This window comes from Bizionia paragorgiae (assembly GCF_900107625.1).
Lineage (GTDB): Bacteria > Bacteroidota > Bacteroidia > Flavobacteriales > Flavobacteriaceae > Bizionia > Bizionia paragorgiae.
In genome coordinates this window covers 136,515-153,030 of the sequence record NZ_FNQK01000001.1, presented here as the reverse complement: position 1 = coordinate 153,030, position 16,516 = coordinate 136,515, and the positions used below count along the sequence as shown (strand labels likewise).

The 16,516-nt window shown below is 32.5% G+C and carries 17 protein-coding genes; 8 read left to right on the top strand and 9 right to left on the bottom strand.

What is annotated here, in order from left to right; all coding sequences use genetic code 11:
- Positions 1 to 230 precede the first annotated feature (230 nt).
- Positions 231 to 1,400 (top strand): glycosyltransferase, encoded by a 1,170-nt coding sequence (locus BLV64_RS00685; protein ID WP_245705844.1) that lies wholly within the window; start codon positions 231 to 233, stop codon positions 1,398 to 1,400.
- Here BLV64_RS00685 and BLV64_RS00680 read toward each other — a convergent pair.
- A complete protein-coding gene (locus tag BLV64_RS00680; protein WP_092131131.1) occupies positions 1,390 to 2,277 on the bottom strand; it encodes a glycosyltransferase family 2 protein in 888 nt (295 codons plus the stop codon). The genes BLV64_RS00685 and BLV64_RS00680 overlap by 11 nt on opposite strands.
- A 93-nt stretch (positions 2,278 to 2,370) precedes the next feature.
- Between BLV64_RS00680 and BLV64_RS00675 the strand changes: the two genes are divergently transcribed.
- The 3 genes from BLV64_RS00675 to BLV64_RS00665 all read left to right on the top strand — a co-directional run bounded on the left by BLV64_RS00675 (position 2,371) and on the right by BLV64_RS00665 (position 4,939).
- Positions 2,371 to 3,276, top strand: a complete 906-nt coding sequence (locus BLV64_RS00675) for a hypothetical protein (protein WP_092131129.1) — start codon at positions 2,371 to 2,373, stop codon at positions 3,274 to 3,276.
- Positions 3,273 to 4,079 carry a glycosyltransferase family 2 protein gene (locus BLV64_RS00670; protein WP_317042093.1) on the top strand — a complete coding sequence of 269 codons (807 nt, stop codon included), beginning with the start codon at positions 3,273 to 3,275 and terminating at the stop codon, positions 4,077 to 4,079. The genes BLV64_RS00675 and BLV64_RS00670 overlap by 4 nt, the downstream gene beginning before the upstream one ends.
- A gap of 101 nt (positions 4,080 to 4,180) precedes the next feature.
- Positions 4,181 to 4,939, top strand: coding sequence for a lipopolysaccharide kinase InaA family protein (locus BLV64_RS00665; RefSeq protein WP_092131127.1), 759 nt, complete (start codon positions 4,181 to 4,183; stop codon positions 4,937 to 4,939).
- A gap of 5 nt (positions 4,940 to 4,944) precedes the next feature.
- Here the strand turns inward: BLV64_RS00665 and BLV64_RS00660 are convergent, their stop codons facing one another.
- The 4 genes from BLV64_RS00660 to BLV64_RS00645 all read right to left on the bottom strand — a co-directional run bounded on the left by BLV64_RS00660 (position 4,945) and on the right by BLV64_RS00645 (position 8,709).
- Positions 4,945 to 5,700 carry a glycosyltransferase family 2 protein gene (locus tag BLV64_RS00660; protein ID WP_092131125.1) on the bottom strand — a complete coding sequence of 252 codons (756 nt, stop codon included), beginning with the start codon at positions 5,698 to 5,700 and terminating at the stop codon, positions 4,945 to 4,947.
- 3 nt (positions 5,701 to 5,703) lie between these two features.
- Complete coding sequence (locus tag BLV64_RS00655) at positions 5,704 to 6,789, bottom strand: CDP-glycerol glycerophosphotransferase (protein ID WP_092131123.1); 1,086 nt, start codon at positions 6,787 to 6,789, stop codon at positions 5,704 to 5,706.
- On the bottom strand, positions 6,779 to 7,831 hold the full coding sequence (locus BLV64_RS00650; RefSeq protein ID WP_092131121.1) for a glycosyltransferase family 9 protein: 1,053 nt from the start codon (positions 7,829 to 7,831) through the stop codon (positions 6,779 to 6,781). The genes BLV64_RS00655 and BLV64_RS00650 overlap by 11 nt, the downstream gene beginning before the upstream one ends.
- A 62-nt stretch (positions 7,832 to 7,893) precedes the next feature.
- Positions 7,894 to 8,709 carry a 2,3,4,5-tetrahydropyridine-2,6-dicarboxylate N-succinyltransferase gene (locus tag BLV64_RS00645; RefSeq protein ID WP_092131119.1) on the bottom strand — a complete coding sequence of 272 codons (816 nt, stop codon included), beginning with the start codon at positions 8,707 to 8,709 and terminating at the stop codon, positions 7,894 to 7,896.
- Between the two features lie 225 nt (positions 8,710 to 8,934).
- Here BLV64_RS00645 and ruvX point away from each other — a divergent pair, with 225 nt between their 5' ends.
- The 4 genes from ruvX (at position 8,935) to mazG (ending at position 11,350) form a co-directional block, all read left to right on the top strand.
- Positions 8,935 to 9,345 carry a Holliday junction resolvase RuvX gene (gene ruvX / locus BLV64_RS00640; RefSeq protein ID WP_092131117.1) on the top strand — a complete coding sequence of 137 codons (411 nt, stop codon included), beginning with the start codon at positions 8,935 to 8,937 and terminating at the stop codon, positions 9,343 to 9,345.
- 64 nt (positions 9,346 to 9,409) lie between these two features.
- Positions 9,410 to 10,000, top strand: a complete 591-nt coding sequence (gene def, locus BLV64_RS00635) for a peptide deformylase (RefSeq protein ID WP_092131115.1) — start codon at positions 9,410 to 9,412, stop codon at positions 9,998 to 10,000.
- A gap of 60 nt (positions 10,001 to 10,060) precedes the next feature.
- A complete protein-coding gene (locus tag BLV64_RS00630; RefSeq protein WP_092131113.1) occupies positions 10,061 to 10,480 on the top strand; it encodes a DUF5606 family protein in 420 nt (139 codons plus the stop codon).
- 96 nt (positions 10,481 to 10,576) lie between these two features.
- Entirely contained in the window at positions 10,577 to 11,350 is a 774-nt protein-coding gene (gene mazG / locus BLV64_RS00625) for a nucleoside triphosphate pyrophosphohydrolase (RefSeq protein ID WP_092131111.1), read from the top strand.
- A 360-nt stretch (positions 11,351 to 11,710) separates the two neighbouring features.
- On the opposite strand, the gene BLV64_RS00620 is transcribed toward mazG, so the two are convergent.
- The 4 genes from BLV64_RS00620 to BLV64_RS00605 all read right to left on the bottom strand — a co-directional run bounded on the left by BLV64_RS00620 (position 11,711) and on the right by BLV64_RS00605 (position 16,500).
- On the bottom strand, positions 11,711 to 13,636 hold the full coding sequence (locus BLV64_RS00620) for a DUF349 domain-containing protein (protein WP_092131109.1): 1,926 nt from the start codon (positions 13,634 to 13,636) through the stop codon (positions 11,711 to 11,713).
- Between the two features lie 109 nt (positions 13,637 to 13,745).
- Positions 13,746 to 14,480: a shikimate dehydrogenase family protein gene (locus BLV64_RS00615; protein WP_092131107.1), complete on the bottom strand. Its 735-nt coding sequence runs from the start codon at positions 14,478 to 14,480 to the stop codon at positions 13,746 to 13,748.
- Positions 14,473 to 15,492 (bottom strand): DUF368 domain-containing protein, encoded by a 1,020-nt coding sequence (locus BLV64_RS00610; RefSeq protein ID WP_092131105.1) that lies wholly within the window; start codon positions 15,490 to 15,492, stop codon positions 14,473 to 14,475. Before BLV64_RS00610 ends, BLV64_RS00615 begins: the two co-directional genes overlap by 8 nt.
- Positions 15,493 to 16,500 (bottom strand): DUF368 domain-containing protein, encoded by a 1,008-nt coding sequence (locus tag BLV64_RS00605; protein WP_092131103.1) that lies wholly within the window; start codon positions 16,498 to 16,500, stop codon positions 15,493 to 15,495.
- Positions 16,501 to 16,516 lie beyond the last annotated feature (16 nt).

Genomic DNA, 16,516 nt, shown 5'->3' with positions numbered 1-16,516 from the left:
AAGCAGGTGGTTTAACTACGTATAGTGTTATTTTTTATTCCAGGAGATACTCATGATTTTAGTGTTAATACAGTGTGAAATAAAACTATTACTTATAAGTTTTTATTTATTTAAAAACATATAACAAATAATCGTCTTATTTTTGTCGGTACTATTATAATAATTTACTTACTATTTCAATGTATAAATCTATAAAAAAGCAAATTAGACTAAAGAGATTAAAAAGAAAGTTGCAGAAAGAACAGGTTTTTTTTAACGTTGAGTCATTAGTTTTTTTGGATAGAAATGTCTTGATAGTAGATGAGATTATTCCTGAATTTAATAAAGATTCTGGCTCAAGAAGGTTAAAGGAAATTATTTCAATTTTATTACAAAATAATATAGGAGTTTTCCTATTGGCGGACTACAAGCATCACCGATACAATAGTGAATATATTGAAAGTTATAAAAAAATGGGTGTTACTGTTTATTACCCAGCTATTCATAAAGGTGAGTTATTTACAATTAAAGACTTTATAAAAAAAATTGCATCACAATTAGATTTTGCTTGGTTGCATAGACCTCATATATTTCATAAATATCACAGTATAGTTGTCAATGCAAATCCGAAGGTGAAATTAATTTACGACATGGTCGATTTTCATTCAGTTCGGTTACAACGAGAATATGAGTTAAGTAAAAATGAATTACATAGAGTTGAATCGGAGAAATATTTAGAGCTAGAAGTTAATAATAGTAAATTAGCTGATGTTACAATTGCTATTTCAGAGACCGATAAGTTGTTTCTTTTAGAACATTACAATAAGCCCGAACAAATAAAGGTGATTAGTAATATTCATCAACATCTAACTAAACCCTTAGATTTCAAGTCTTTTGAAAATAGAAGTGATTTATTGTTTATAGGTAGTTTTAGACATAAACCAAATCAAGATGCTATTCGGTTTTTACATGATGAGATTATGCCAATAGTATGGAAAGAGATTCCAGGTTTAAAGGTTAATATAATTGGAAGTTATGCAACCGACTTTGTGAAAGCCTTGAATACCGAAACATTTAATATTATTGGTTTTGTAGACGACGTAAAAGAGTATTTTAATAATTCACGTTTATTTATTGCTCCTCTTCGTTATGGTGCTGGGATAAAAGGGAAAATTGGTCAGAGTTTAGAGTATAGCCTGCCATTGGTTACAACAAGTATTGGGGCTGAAGGCTTTGATTTTATGGATAAAGAAGAAGTGATGATCGCGAATACTGCAGAGGAAATAGCAGATAAAATTATTAATTTATACACCGATAAAAAATTATGGGAGTTTACTAGCGATACTTGCGAGTCGATCTTGGAGCCGTTTTCTTATAATAAAACCGAAAAACAAATATTAGAAGTTTTATCTAATGTTTAATTTTCATAGAGTATACTACAGAGTTGCCACCTTTTAAGGCAATAAATAAAGACACAAGATATTTTTTAGGTTTAATAATGGATTTAAAGAAATATTTAAATACTAAAACCAATCTTAAAACAATGAAGTATAAGTAGTGGTAGTTTTTTTGTATCACATATAAATAGGAAATTGTAAATTCCCTTTTTAGTGCTACATTAGCAGAACTTTTACCTAGATAATGTATAAATGTAGAATTAGGATAGAACTGAGTTTTAAAACCATGTTTTTTTAAACGTAAACAGATATCCATTTCTTCATAAAATAAGAATATATTAGGGTCAAATCCGCCCGATATTTCGTAAGCTTCAGTTTGGAAAAACATAAATGCGCCAGAGACTAAATCCACAGTAAAGGGTATGTTTAATTCCTGGTTTTGTTGTTTGTAATAGTTTTCTGGCTTACTTTGTCCTAGTAAATGATATTTTAAACCTATAAATTGGCGGTAACTATATTTAAATTTCTCACCATCTTTATTAATTTGATGTAAACCTAAAACGCCAATACTCAAATCAGTTTCAATATAATTTTTAAGTTTTAGTAAGGAGTTCTCTATAAGTTCTGCATCATTATTTACAAAGGCTAAATAATCTCCCTTTGCAAATTGGTACCCTAAATGGTTTCCGCCACCAAAACCTAAATTATTTTTGCTCTTTATAAAAACTATATTTTTATTATGTAAATAGTTAGTTAAACTTAAAACATCCTTTTCATCCGAATCATTATCAACAATAATTATTTCAAAATCAATGTCTGTTGTAAATTTATATATTGATTTAATACAATTAATTGTATACTTAGAAGAGTTAAAGTTTACTATGATAATAGAAACATCCATTGATTTGTTTTTTGTAAAAATATTAAAAACGAATAGAATGATTGAATTAAGTTTTCATTATTTGTTATTTTTGAATCGGTAAGTTGTAAAAATATGAAAAAAATTATAGTTGGGTTTTTAATGTCTTATGATTATGAAAAGTTAAAACAATCTATACCAGCTGTATATGGCGAATCGGATAAGATTTATTTAGCATTAGATTATGAATATCGAACTTGGAAAGGGAATACGTTTACTGTATCTCAAAACTTTTTCCAATGGTTGAAAGATATTGATGTGGATGGTAAAATTGAAATCTATCGTGATGATTTTTACAAACCGGAGTTAAGTACTATTGAGAATGATACGCGTGAACGTTATATGTTATCGTTGAAGATGGGGGAAGGTAATTGGTTTATTCAAGTCGATGCAGATGAAATTTTTATTGATTTTAAACAATTTGTAGACACCTTAAAATCACATAATCATTTTCTTGAAAAGCCTGAAGCCAATCCAGTTCAAATCGCTGGTTTCTTAATTAATATTTATAAATATTTAGAGGATGGATTATTATATGTAGATGAACCGACTAAAGTTATGTTAGCTACAAATTACCCCAATTATAAACGTGCTCGAAATACTAAAGAGCGTATTATTTATACCAATAATGTACTACTCCATGAGTGTCTATCACGATCAGAAGAGGAACTGAAGTTTAAACTTGAAAATTGGGGGCACAGTCATCAAATTAATAAATCGTTTTTTTCCAAATGGAAAATGGCAGATAAGACTAACTTTAAAAGTATTAACAATGTTTTTTATTTGGATGCTAGTGTATGGAAAAGTTTAGATTATTTTCCAACTACCAATTTAATTGAAATTAAGTCCTTAGTCCAAAATAATTCAAAATTGCATCCTTCAAAATGGTTTTTGTTAAGAAAAAACTTTGGCCAATGGTTCAAGTTCTTAGGGCCTTTTAAAAAGAGTAATACAACTTTCGAATCCTATTTTAAAGAATGAGCTATATATCCAACACCTTAATCATAGCCACTTATAATTGGCACCGAGCATTAGAGTTAGTTTTACTAAGTATTACAAAACAATCGGTATTACCTGATGAAATTGTTATTGCTGATGATGGCTCGACGTCTGAAACGAAGGAGGTGATTGAGCGGTATAAAAACCTATTATCTATCCCGATACATCATGAATGGCAGAAGGATGAAGGATTTAGAAAAGCACAAATTTTAAATAAGGCAATCGCTAAAGCTAATGGAAAATATATAATTCAAGTAGATGGTGATTGTATTTTACATGAACACTTTATTAAAGATCACTTAGCGTTTGTTAATCCTAACACCTATTTATTCGGCTCTCGAGTGAACATACAAAAAGAATATTTACCCACACTTTTTGAAAAAAGTAAAATAAATTTCAATGTGTTTTCTCCTGGTATAAAAAAACGTACTAGGGCTCTTCACATACCATTTATAAGTACGTTCTATAGGAAAAGTTCGGAATTTTCAAATAAGTTTAGAGGGTGTAATACCTCGTATTATAAATCAGATTTTATTTCTGTAAATGGGTATAACGAGGACTTTACAGGTTGGGGCAGGGAGGATTCAGAGTTAGCACTTCGTTTTCATAATTTAGGTATTCAAGCCAGGCGATTGCGTTATCGCGGTATAGTGTTTCATATTTACCACAATGAAAAATCAAAAAGTAGATTTGAGATAAATGATAAGTTAGAGCGTCAAACCATTGCAGAAAAATTAATTTGGACTAAAAATGGAATCGATAAATATTTAAAAGCCGAAAATTAGTTCCAAACGTGTAATGGCTAATTAAACACTAAGTTTACAATTAAACATATATAACACTAAGCAATATTTAGTTTTGCAAGCTGTTAATTACAATTAATATTATGCACAGAGTAATACACCCAAAATTCCAAAATTATACGCAAACTCTCGATTCTTTTATAAGTAATTTCGAAACGGAAGGAGAAGCTTTTGGGAATCAGCAACGAAATAGTTTACGCTTATTTAAATTGAATAATATAACTCTTAATATCAAATCGTTTAAAAAGCCAAATGCTATAAATAAGGTGGTTTATAAGTATTTTCGAAAAAGCAAAGCAGAGCGGTCTTATTTGTATGCTAATAAGTTAAAGGATATGGGAATTGGGACTCCAATACCAGTGGCATATTATGAACTTACTACTAAGATCATTTTTGGAAAGAGCTTTTATATAAGTGAACATTTAAATTGTGATATTACTTATCGAGAACTAACTACAAACTTTGATATTGACAATTATGAAGGCATCCTTCGAGCATTTACAGCGTTCACTTTTATGCTTCATGAGAAGGGAGTTAATTTTCTAGATCATTCTCCCGGAAATACATTAATAAAGTTTAATAATGGTGAATATAAGTTCTACTTAGTAGATTTAAACCGTATGAAGTTTGAAACCATGACGTTTCAAAAACGAATGAGAAATTTCGCAAAACTTACAACGCATAGAAGTATGGTTGAAATTATGAGTGATGAATATTCAAATTTGATCAATGAAGATTACGATAAGGTGTTTAACCTCATGTGGAAAGAAACACAAGATTTTCAGAGTAATTTTCATCGAAGAAGACGGATAAAGAAAAAAATAAAATTTTGGAAGAATTAAAGATTTTATTTCCTCCCTTTTCTTAATAACCAAAGCTTGACATATCGCATAAATACTACATAAGCTTGGACATAGCCAATAGTAAAACCTACCAAGCCATCTCGAAATCCACTTTGAATAATATAATGTTTAAAAAAGCCCCAGAATGGTTTAATTACAAAATGATAAGGAGTTAAAGTACCTGTATGATCATTGTAATCTATAGCTTGTAAGTTGGCATATCGATTCATTTTTTCCATATATAGATTGAAACTGCGATATGTATAATGAAGAAATTTTCCTTTCATAGATCCTACCGAACCATTTACTATTAGTGATTCATGGACGTGCTTATTGTTGTATTTACAATAATCTCTTTTAAAAAATCGAATGACACTATCGTTACGCCAACCACTATAGTTTACACGTTGTCCCATAAAGTGATTTTGGCGTTTTATTCGGTATGCCGTATGAGGTATTTTTTCTAAATTTAAAATCGATTTAATTTCAGTTTTTAACTCTGGGGTTACTCGTTCGTCTGCATCAACCAAAAGAATCCATTCGTGTTTAGCTTGTGAAATGGCATAATTTTTTTGATCACTATAGGATGTGAACTTACGTTGTATAACTACAGTAGCCATAGTTTGTGCTTTTTCGAAAGTACCGTCTGTGCTGTAACTGTCAATAACCAAAATTTCATCGACAAAATTAAGCGTAGCTATGACTGCTTCAATATTGTGGATCTCATTTTTAGTCGGAATTATTGCAGTTAACTTAATCACAGATTATGCTTTTATGGTGTAAGCTCTAGAAAAGGTCTTAAAAGTAAAATAATTAAGACGTTTTCTGATTTTATATTTTCTAATTAAATTTAAAGGTTTTCTATCTAAATGACTTTTATCTTTATGTAAGAAGTCTATGGTTGCATCTATAATTCTTTTAGACGATTTACCATCATAATAAGGATGAAGTTCTTCAACAAAGGCAGTGATGTTTTTAATTAGTTCAGGAGGCCTGGAGAGCGCTAAATCAAAACTGTCTTTAATTTCAAAGGCTTTAGTTATATTTATTAAATAATTATGGTTAAACGTGTGGTTAAAAGTAACCACTGGTTTTTTTTGCAGTAAGAACTCTTGGATTGCAGAAGTTGTGTCAGCAAACATTAGATTTGCTTTTTTAAATAAGGGAACTAAATCGGTTGTATCATAATATTGAAAATATTCGTTATTAAGTTCTTGCCATCGTTGTTTAACCTCGCTAGGGAGCTTAGGATGTAATACCATAATAAAGTTATAGTTACCACTACAAGATAATTTTTTAATGTGATTAAAAACAGAGTCATTGTAGGCTAAACTTAGTCGTTTAGTAAACGTTGAAGCGATTAAAACGGTAGGTGTTTCAGATTGGTCTAAGTTTGACTCTAGCATAGGGAATAAGGGATCTACCTTAGACCAACCTGTTTCTATAACTTCAAAATGAGGGTGTTTTTTAGCTTGAGCATTAAAGCCCTTTGTAGTTGTGGGGCCTTGGGTGCAATACAAATCGAAAAAGCCTCTAATTCTAAAGTGAGCTTCCCCTCTTTTTTTTTCAGGTCTTTTAAAAGTAAGAAAGCCATGAAATATTTGAGTTTTAATACCGCTAATAAAATCTGGTACGTCATCTGTTGCCGTTAATACAACGTGCGGTTTGTAATCAATAACATCTTGAATGCTGTCTAAAACATTTTTTTTTCCTTGTAATACCCTTCTACCTTCTTCAAGATCACTAAACCATTGAATAGTATATCCTCTTTTGTTTATCTCTTGTTCTAAAGGTATACCAATTGGTAAAGCATAACTATAAGATATATATATTAAAAATTTATACTGCATTAGTTTTTGTCTTTAAAAAGGTAATAAGTTGTTCAGATATGAAATTTGGTTTAAATTTTAAATAGTATTCTTTAGGGTGCTTTTTTGCATCGCTATTGTCGTACGCTAAATAATCTGAAAGATGAACAGCTACATGATTTGTTTCATCTCCGCCAAACCAATTTTGTTTATTTAAATAGGGTGAAAATATGGTAAATGTAGGTATATTTAATGCTTTAGCCATATTAATAGCTCCACCTTCGTTTCCAATTAACGCCGTACACTGACTTGTAATCGCTAAAAATTCTCTCAAACTTTTACCGTAAACGTCTAAAAGTATATGTTCTTTGGTCTCTGGTAAGCAAAAATCATAAATAGCTTGAGCTTGTGACTTTTGATTGGGTATGTAATTAAATAGTAGTTGTGCATTTTTTTCTGTACTTACAATACTATTTAAAAGATCGGCCATGTATTCAAATGGATACGTCTTTACCGTGCTACTCCCTAAAACGCTTATCATAAAGATAGGATTGTTTAAATCAATTTTAGAGGCCGTTAATAATGATTTAGCAGCACGAATCTCTTCAGTTGTTAAGTATATTTTTGGTGAGATGTCTTTAAATGTAATGCCTAAAGGTTCTAAAAGTTTAAAACGATTTTCTATGGCTAAACTTTTGTTATGTTGAGCTGACTCTATTCTTTTTATGGGATGAGTAAATAGACACGCAGTGTATTTTTTATAATAAGCAATTCGAGTTTTGGCTTTAGAAAAATAGGAAATGAGTGTGCTACTTAATTTTCCATAAACATCAATTGTAATATCATATTTCTCAGCTTTAATTTCTCTTAAAAGATTATATAAAGCTAGTTTAGATTCTTCTATTTCTGGAGTGAAAAGAATAAATTTTGAAATAAAAGGATTGTTATGCACAACCGGTAAAGTATGCGAATTAACAAGGTAATGTAATTCAGCCTCAGGGTATCTTTCATGTAAAGCCTCAAATAATAGACTTGTGGTAAGTACATCCCCAATCATTTTTTGTTGTATAACTAAAACTTTCATTCATTTAAGTTTAAACTCCTAATATTAGTCTTAAAGCCAGATTTTCTGAGACTTAGTACTATTTATACCGCAACATTATACTCGCGTAGAGCATCGTTTAAAGAGGTCTTTTTATTTGTGCTTTCTTTGCGTTTTCCTATAATTAAGGCACAAGGCACTTGATAGTCTCCAGCAGGAAATTTTTTAGTGTAACTTCCAGGAATTACCACAGAACGCGCAGGAACAACACCTTTGGTCTCCACCGGTTCGTCTCCCGTTACATCAATAATTTTTGTACTCATCGTTAAAACAACATTAGCGCCTAAAACAGCTTCTGTTTCTACACGAACACCTTCTACGACAATACAGCGCGATCCAATAAAAGCACCATCTTCAATAATTACAGGAGCGGCTTGTAAAGGCTCTAAAACCCCACCAATACCAACACCGCCAGACAGATGCACATTTTTACCAATTTGCGCACAACTCCCTACTGTTGCCCAGGTGTCTACCATGGTACCTTCATCTACATAGGCCCCAATATTTACGTAACTCGGCATTAAAATGGTTCCAGATGAGATATACGCACCGTGTCTTGCCACGGCATTTGGTACCACGCGAATACCCTTGGCTTCATACCCTCTTTTTAAAGGGATTTTGTCATGATATTCAAAAATTCCAGCTTCTAAAGTCTCCATTTTTTGTATCGGGAAATACAACACTACCGCTTTTTTTACCCACTCGTTAACTTGCCATCCAGAGGCTGTTGGTTCAGCGACACGTAAGGTTCCATCGTCCAATAACTGAACCACTTTTCTTATGGAGTCAATAGTTTTTTTGTCGTTTAATAGTGCACGGTCATCCCAAGCGTTTTCTATAATTTGTTGTAAATCTTTCATTAAAAATAATTTTGTAAATCTTTAAAATTAAGGTTTGTAAGTTGATTTTTTTACTTTGGGCGTGACCTAAAGGTCAGGCTTTACGTTATATCTTTTTAATTTTTTGCTAAAATTTAAAAGGATGCCACTACAATCCTTCACGCAAATATAACCACTACATTTAAATTTGGCACAATAATTAATCTAATAAGGATATAAACCTTAAATTTGCATAAAAAAAATAAAATGGCTCAGATTCTAGCAATAGATTATGGTAAAGTACGAACGGGTTTAGCAGTTACCGACGATATGCAAATAATCGCTTCGGGGTTAACCACCGTACCGACTAAGGAGCTACTTGATTTTTTAAAAGACTATACTAAAAAGAACAGTGTAGAATTATTTTTAGTGGGGGAGCCCAAACAAATGAACAATGAAGTGAGCGAAAGTGAAGCTTTAATCGCACCATTTGTAAGTCAGCTCCGTACTTTTTTTCCTGAAATCCCAATAAAACGTGTCGATGAGCGTTTTACTTCAAAAATGGCAGCACAAACCCTGGTTGATAGCGGAATGAAGAAAAAAAAGCGACAGAATAAAGCCTTATTAGACGAAATTAGCGCTACGATTATATTACAAAGTTATTTATACAATACCTAGTCGTGTTTAAAGTCATTAATAGGCGAGAGAAAAAAGTAGAAAAAGATATTAAAATTTATAAGTAATGGTATTACCAATAGTCGCTTATGGCGATCCTGTATTAAAACAAAAAGCAAAAGATATCGCAGAAGACTACCCGAACTTAAAGGAGTTGATAGCGAATATGGAAGAAACAATGCATAATGCCTATGGAGTTGGTTTAGCTGCTCCACAAGTAGGTTTACCAATACGCATGTTTATGGTTGATACTTCTCCATTTGCAGAAGATGAAGGTTTAGAAGAAGATCAACGCGAATTTTTAGCCGATTTTAAACACACATTTATCAATCCTATTATTCTAGAAGAGTCTGGAGATGAATGGGCGTTTAATGAGGGCTGTTTAAGTATACCTGATGTTAGAGAAGATGTGTTTAGAAAGCCAAATATTAAAGTTGAATATTTAGATACGGATTTTAAAAAACATACTATAGAGCTATCCGGATTAGCAGCGCGTGTGTTTCAACACGAATACGACCATATCGAAGGTGTTTTATTTACCGATAAGTTGTCGTCATTAAAAAAACGCTTAATTAAAAGTAAACTACTTAATATTTCTAAAGGAAAAATAAATGTCGATTACCGCATGCGTTTTCCTAATATGAAAAAGAAACGATAAAAATTTGTAAATAAGAAGTGAACACTTCATATTTGCAATCTTTAACAATAATAGATTATTATGGGATTAGATAAAATATTAGCAATTTCTGGTAAACCAGGATTATATAAGTTAGTTGCTCAAACTAGAGGTGGTTTTGTAGCAGAATCATTAATGGATAACCGCCGTATCACGGTAGGGATACAACAAAACGTTAGTGTTTTAAGTGAAATCGCTATCTATACCTTAGCAGCAGAAGTACCTTTAAAAGAGGTGTTTAATAAAATTAAAGACAAAGAAAATGGCTCGCAAACCAGTGTAAGTCATAAAGAAAGTAAAGATAAATTAGAAGAGTATTTCTTCGAAGTTTTACCAGATTACGATGAAGATCGTGTCTATGCTAGTGATATTAAAAAAGTATTACAATGGTATAATATGCTTCAAAAAAATGATTTATTGAATTTTGAAGAAGAAACCGTAACGGCAGACGAAGAAGAGTAATCTTAAACGTTTTAAAATAGTCTAAAAATCCAGCATCTTGCTGGATTTTTTTGTTTCACTTTTACTATAAGTTGTACTTTTACAAAAATTATATTTATGAATTCTAGAGCCAATCAACTACAAGCCTTCGACCGTTTACTAACTATTATGGATGAGTTAAGAGCGCAGTGTCCATGGGATAAAAAACAAACTATGGAAAGTTTAAGACCCTTAACCATAGAGGAAACCTACGAACTAGGAGATGCCATTTTAGATAATGATCTAGATGAGGTTAAAAAGGAAATAGGAGATGTCTTATTGCATTTGGTTTTCTACTCTAAAATAGGAAGTGAAAAAAATAGTTTTGATATCGCTGATGTCTGTAATAGTATCTGCGATAAATTAATCCATCGTCACCCTCATATTTATGGAGATGTTACGGTTAAAGATGAAGAGGAAGTAAAACGTAATTGGGAGAATTTAAAATTAAAAGAGGGTAAAAAGAGTGTGCTAGAAGGTGTTCCGAAAAGCTTACCAGCCCTAGTGAAAGCAACACGAATTCAAGATAAAGTGGCAGGTGTAGGCTTCGATTGGGAACAACCCGAACAGGTTTGGGAAAAGGTAGAGGAGGAGCTGGAAGAATTTAAAGTGGAAGTGCGTAAAAACGATGCAGACGCTATGGAGAGTGAGTTTGGTGATGTGCTTTTTTCGTTGGTAAACTATGCTCGTTTTTTAAAAATAAACCCAGAGAATGCCCTCGAACGTACCAATAAGAAATTTAAACTACGATTCGAATATTTAGAAGAAAAAGCGAAAGCCTTAAACAAGGATTTAAAGGATATGACCTTAGCCGAAATGGATGTATTTTGGGAGGAAGCTAAAAAAGTTTGATTTTTTTTAGTTCTGAAAAATCCAAATCTGGATTTTATCCGTATATAAAACAAATGACATCATCCTTCATAGGTATATAATTGATTAATAGCATAAACTTTTAAGATGTCATTTTATAAATAGATTATTTCTGTATACACTTTATATAAGAAATAATAGGTTAGTTTAGTTAGGAGTCAAAATCCTGCTTGTCGTTATAGATAAGCAGGATTTGATTTTTTATTAATTGTCTTATTTTCCTAATACAATCACAGGGGGTAAAGTGCATTTTATATAGGTAATGATTCACAATCTAAATGATACTAGAGCAAAAAAAAAGACCCACAGTGTGAGTCTTTTTTATATATCTAAATAGCGTATCTAGTATAAATCTTTAATTTTTCTAAGCTTCGATTTCCAAATCTCTAAAGCATCTTTTTGTTTTTTAATATTATCGTAAACCGATTTTACTAAAGGGTTTGATTTATCAGGATTATTAAAAAACTGTAGGTTGTTTTCTAACTGAATAATTTCAGCTTTTATTTCATCAACCTTTTTTCTAATAAACGTACGCTCATTATCTAAAACTCTAGAGTCTTCTGCCGATGATAAATCTTGAAGTTTGTTTTCAAATTTAATCATTTCAACGTCTTTTTTATTCATATCTAAATGATTGAATAATCCATCTAATACGGCATTGAACTCATTTTCTATTTTACGCTTTTTTCCAGGAACGCGACCAATGGTCTTCCATTTAGAAATATAACCTGTAATAGTTGCTAAATCTTCCTTTTGTTCTCCTATCAATTCAACAGCTTTTACCTCATTTAAAAGCGCTTGTTTTTCTAAAAGGGCTTGTTCTTCTTCTGCGCTAGCGGCATTTCTAAGCTGATGAACTCGGTCAAAATAGTGGTTACAAGCAGCTTTAAACTGCTTCCATATCTTGTCGCTGTCCTTTCTAGGTACATGACCAATACGCTTCCAGTCACCCTGAATTTTTTTCATTAACGGGGTTACCGTATCAAAATCCTCACTGTCTTTATGCTCCTCTGCGATTTCAATTAAAGCCTGCTTTTTACTCAAATTATCAAATTGATCTTTCTTTAAGTTTTTGTAAAAGGCATTTTTCTGTCTGTTAAAAGCACGAACAGCTTCCTTGAATTTAGTCCACGTTGCTTCATTTACTTTAATCGGTACTTTTCCGGCCTTAAAAAAGTCGTTTCTTAATGACTCGACGTCTTTAATTTTATTTTGCCACTCACTGTGTGATTTTACTTCTTGAGTAGCAAGTGCCTCTATTTTAGAGATAATCTCTTGCTTAACAACGAGGTTTTTTTCATAAATCTCGTCTTGTTTATCATAGAAGGCTTGACGCTTGTCGTTTATAACTTTTGTTGCTTGTTTAAAACGGTCCCAAATTAAATCGCGATGTTCCTTGGCTACAGGACCTAAATCCTCTTTCCAAAGTTTATGCAATACTTGTAACTCTCTAAACGAACGGTTGGTATTGTCGTCTTTTGCTAATTCTTCAGCACGATCAATAATTTTTATTTTCTGGATAAGATTGTGTTCATAATCTTTATCGCGTAAGTCACGGTCTAAGTGTAATAACTCATAAAAACGCTCGACATTAAAATGGTAACTATTCCAAGCGTTGTTGTATTTATCGCGCGGAATAGGACCTGCATTTTTCCAGCGGTCTTGAAGGTCTTTAAAAGCCTTGTACTTAGAGTTCATTGAAGTCTCTGGGTCGTCAGTTAAGGCCTTTATCTCCTCAATAATCTCTAAGCGAGTCCCTAGATTACTCTTTAAGTTTTTTTCTAGTCCGTTATAATAGGCACTTATACGAGAGCGATACTCTTTATAAGCGTCATTAAACGCTCTTTTTATGGGTGTAGAATATTTGAAATCTATTTCATTACCACCTTGGCTTATGAATTCTTCTTTCTTTTCTTCTAATAAGGTGTTGAATTGGTCATTAAATTCGTTTTTAATACCTTCAACATGTGTTTTTATGGCTTGAACCTTGTGGTTTTTAAGTAAGTTCTCTAGTTCGATAACCAACTCATCCAACGATAGTTCTTGATAATCTTTAAGCGCTATAGAGTGTCTTTCACTATTGTCTTCATCTTCTGCATCTTCTGCGTTTGAAGCATCGATTTCATTTAAAACCGCATCTACATCTGTTTCATTTGTAGGGGGTTGGTTGGTGTTTTCTTGTTGAGATTCAACGGTAGTACCAGACTCTAATTGGTCGGTAATTTCTTCTTTTCCATCTGCATTGTGCAGGTTATCTTGCTCTGACATTTTAAAAATGTTAAGGGTTATCACTTAATAATTTAGACTTTAAAGATACTAAAAGTTGAGTATTTACAAAGGGCTAAGTAATTAATATTAAAGACTTTTTAACTACGGTTTATGTATTCCAAATCTCCCAAGCTTTTTCAGCTTGGTATTCTAACATTTTTAAACCGTTTATAAACGTCGCTTTATGTTTTTCTCCTAAACTTAAGAATTTAGTTTTCTCAGGATTATAAATTAAGTCGAATAGAATATGTTCATCGGTAATACCATGATAGGGAATATTTGGGCATTCTTCTGTATTCGGGTGTGTTCCTAAGGGCGTGCAATTGATAATTAGTAAATGATTTCTTAGATCCTCGACAGATAGTGACTCATAGGTTATGGTACCCGTTGTAGAAGCTGAGCGCGATACAAATCGATAGCTAATACGCAATTGCTCTAAAGCATAGGCCACAGCCTTACTTGCGCCCCCTGTTCCTAGAATTAAAGCCTTTGTGTGTTGTGGTTTTAAAAAAGGGGTTAAGGCCTGTTTAAAACCGTAATAGTCGGTATTATAGCCAACGTATTCACCGTTTTTGGTAATTTTAATGGTGTTTACAGCACCAATGTGTTTGGCGTCGGCGTGTAGTGAGTCTAAGAAAGGAATAATGGTTTCCTTATACGGAATAGTAACGTTTAATCCTTTGAGATCAGGATGGCATTTTAGAGTCTTAAAATCTGTAATGTTTTCAAGATCGAAGTTTACGTATGAAGCATCGCTTATGGCTTCAGCTTCAAATTTTTTCTTGAAATACGTTCTAGAAAACGAGTAATCAATGTTTTTACCAACTAAACCAAATTTACGCATGTGATTGTTTTGTTTTATGACCGTAATACTCCAATGCCAATACAATAGAAATTCCAAATAGAATATACGCTATAGCAATTGCGGTCTCAATGGTGAATTCCGGTAAATAGCGCTGGTAGTTTTCTATAATGTGTTTGCCATTGGAATCCTGTAACAGAGTCCCGTTAATATCGGTTTTAAAAAGGGTTGTTTTCCAAGGCCAAACGACACCTAATGAGCCGACAATAAACCCTAATATAGAAGCTAATGTAATACTTTTATAGTGTCTTAAAATATAATTAAGAATATGAGAAAATGTTACCAATCCAACCACCGAGCCTATCGTAAATACCGCCAATACTTTGAGTAATCTAATCCGTTCTAAGTTGCTAGTAAAGCTAAAGTCCCCGCTAAAAATTTCGTAAAATGTATCGAATAAGGCATTTACTGAGTCCACTAACAGCAACACATAATTACCTAGAAGAATAAGAATAAACGAGCCCGAAAATCCTGGAAGTGTCATTCCTGAAACGCTGATAATACCACAAAAGAAAACAAAGACAAGATTGTCATTTTCGGTCGCTGGATCAAGAAAACTTATACTAACGCCTAAGATTGTACCTAAGCACAAGGCTAAATACATTTTGGCATTCCAGTTTTTAAACTCTTTACTAATGGAGTATATGGAAGCGATTATCATACCAAAGAAAACACTCCAAACGTAGAGCTCGTAATGTTTAATAAAATAATCTAACAGTTTTGAAATACTGAAATAACTGATTACCATTCCTAGAAACAGCAGACTTAAAAAGCGGCCATTGGTGTAGGAGTAAAAGGATTTGAATCGTCCGGAGATTAACAACTTAAACGCTTTGCCATTTATTTTTTGAAGCGAGTAAATAAACTCCTCATAAAAACCAGCCACAAAAGCAACAACACCACCAGATACACCGGGAACTTTATTTGCAGCTCCCATAACTAATCCTTTTAAGACTAGAAAGACTTTATCTGAAAACGTTCTTGTCTTCTCCATTTATTCCCGTGTACCTATTTTTTCAAGGATGAAGATAGTTAAAAAACCAGCAACCATTAATCCGATGGCAGGTAAAGTTTGTGGATCGATATGATTATTGATTTCTGAATATTGAGTAGGCAAAACACTATTTTCAATAACGGTTTTATACGACTCAAAATCGCTTGTGCTTTTTTGTAAAACAGAAAGTGTTCCCACTTCTGATACTGCACTAAAATTTAATACCTCTCCCGTTGCATCGGCCATTACACTAACGGTTTTTTTCCAAGGCCATACTTTATTTAATGATCCGAAAATAAACCCAGTTAATACGGCAAGCGTAGTGTTTTTGTAGTTTTCAAATAGCCATTTTAATACGCGGCTAAAACTTAATAATCCTATTACTGCTCCTAAAGCAAATAAGCCAATTCTTTTTAAATCGAAATCGTGGAATGCATCACTTAAAGTTTTATATGCTCCAAGAATGACCAAAATAAACGAGCCAGAAATACCAGGTAAAATCATAGCACAAATCGCAATAGCACCTGCAAATAATAAGTAGAATGGGTTGGAGTTAGCTGCTAGCGCAGGTAGGCTTGTAATGTAATAGGCCAAGCCAGCGCCAATAATTAAAGCAATATAGGTAGAAATATTCCATTTCGTGATTTGCTTTCCTACGAAATAAATACTCACTACAATTAAGCCAAAAAAGAAAGACCAAATAAGTACGGGGTGGTATTCAATGAGGTATTTAGCCAATCGCATAAAGGAAATAAAACTAATAATAATTCCTGTTAGCAATGCCAAAACAAAACTGCCATTAGCTTGTTTCCAAAATGCTTTTAACCCCTGATTTTTTAGTGTTTTAAAAAGGGATATATTAATAGTACTAATGGTAGTAATTAGTTCTTCGTAGATACCAGAAATAAAAGCTATGGTGCCTCCTGAAACTCCTGGTACAGCATCTGCAGCACCCATAGCAACGCCTTTAAGTGCTATAATTAGATAATCGGATAATCGTCTTTGCATGTTTTAGTTTTAACTC

Excerpts from the sequence above, each read along its gene's own strand:
- ruvX (WP_092131117.1), top strand. The coding sequence starts at position 8,935 with ATGGCTCAGATTCTAGCAATAGATTATGGTAAAGTACGAACGGGTTTA.
- BLV64_RS00670 (WP_317042093.1), top strand. The coding sequence starts at position 3,273 with ATGAGCTATATATCCAACACCTTAATCATAGCCACTTATAATTGGCAC.
- def (WP_092131115.1), top strand. The coding sequence starts at position 9,410 with ATGGTATTACCAATAGTCGCTTATGGCGATCCTGTATTAAAACAAAAA.
- BLV64_RS00615 (WP_092131107.1), bottom strand. The coding sequence starts at position 14,480 with ATGCGTAAATTTGGTTTAGTTGGTAAAAACATTGATTACTCGTTTTCT.
- BLV64_RS00645 (WP_092131119.1), bottom strand. The coding sequence starts at position 8,709 with ATGAAAGATTTACAACAAATTATAGAAAACGCTTGGGATGACCGTGCA.
- BLV64_RS00620 (WP_092131109.1), bottom strand. The coding sequence starts at position 13,636 with ATGTCAGAGCAAGATAACCTGCACAATGCAGATGGAAAAGAAGAAATT.
- BLV64_RS00605 (WP_092131103.1), bottom strand. The coding sequence starts at position 16,500 with ATGCAAAGACGATTATCCGATTATCTAATTATAGCACTTAAAGGCGTT.
- BLV64_RS00655 (WP_092131123.1), bottom strand. The coding sequence starts at position 6,789 with ATGCAGTATAAATTTTTAATATATATATCTTATAGTTATGCTTTACCA.
- BLV64_RS00675 (WP_092131129.1), top strand. The coding sequence starts at position 2,371 with ATGAAAAAAATTATAGTTGGGTTTTTAATGTCTTATGATTATGAAAAG.
- mazG (WP_092131111.1), top strand. The coding sequence starts at position 10,577 with ATGAATTCTAGAGCCAATCAACTACAAGCCTTCGACCGTTTACTAACT.
- BLV64_RS00610 (WP_092131105.1), bottom strand. The coding sequence starts at position 15,492 with ATGGAGAAGACAAGAACGTTTTCAGATAAAGTCTTTCTAGTCTTAAAA.
- BLV64_RS00665 (WP_092131127.1), top strand. The coding sequence starts at position 4,181 with ATGCACAGAGTAATACACCCAAAATTCCAAAATTATACGCAAACTCTC.
- BLV64_RS00680 (WP_092131131.1), bottom strand. The coding sequence starts at position 2,277 with ATGGATGTTTCTATTATCATAGTAAACTTTAACTCTTCTAAGTATACA.
- BLV64_RS00650 (WP_092131121.1), bottom strand. The coding sequence starts at position 7,831 with ATGAAAGTTTTAGTTATACAACAAAAAATGATTGGGGATGTACTTACC.
- BLV64_RS00630 (WP_092131113.1), top strand. The coding sequence starts at position 10,061 with ATGGGATTAGATAAAATATTAGCAATTTCTGGTAAACCAGGATTATAT.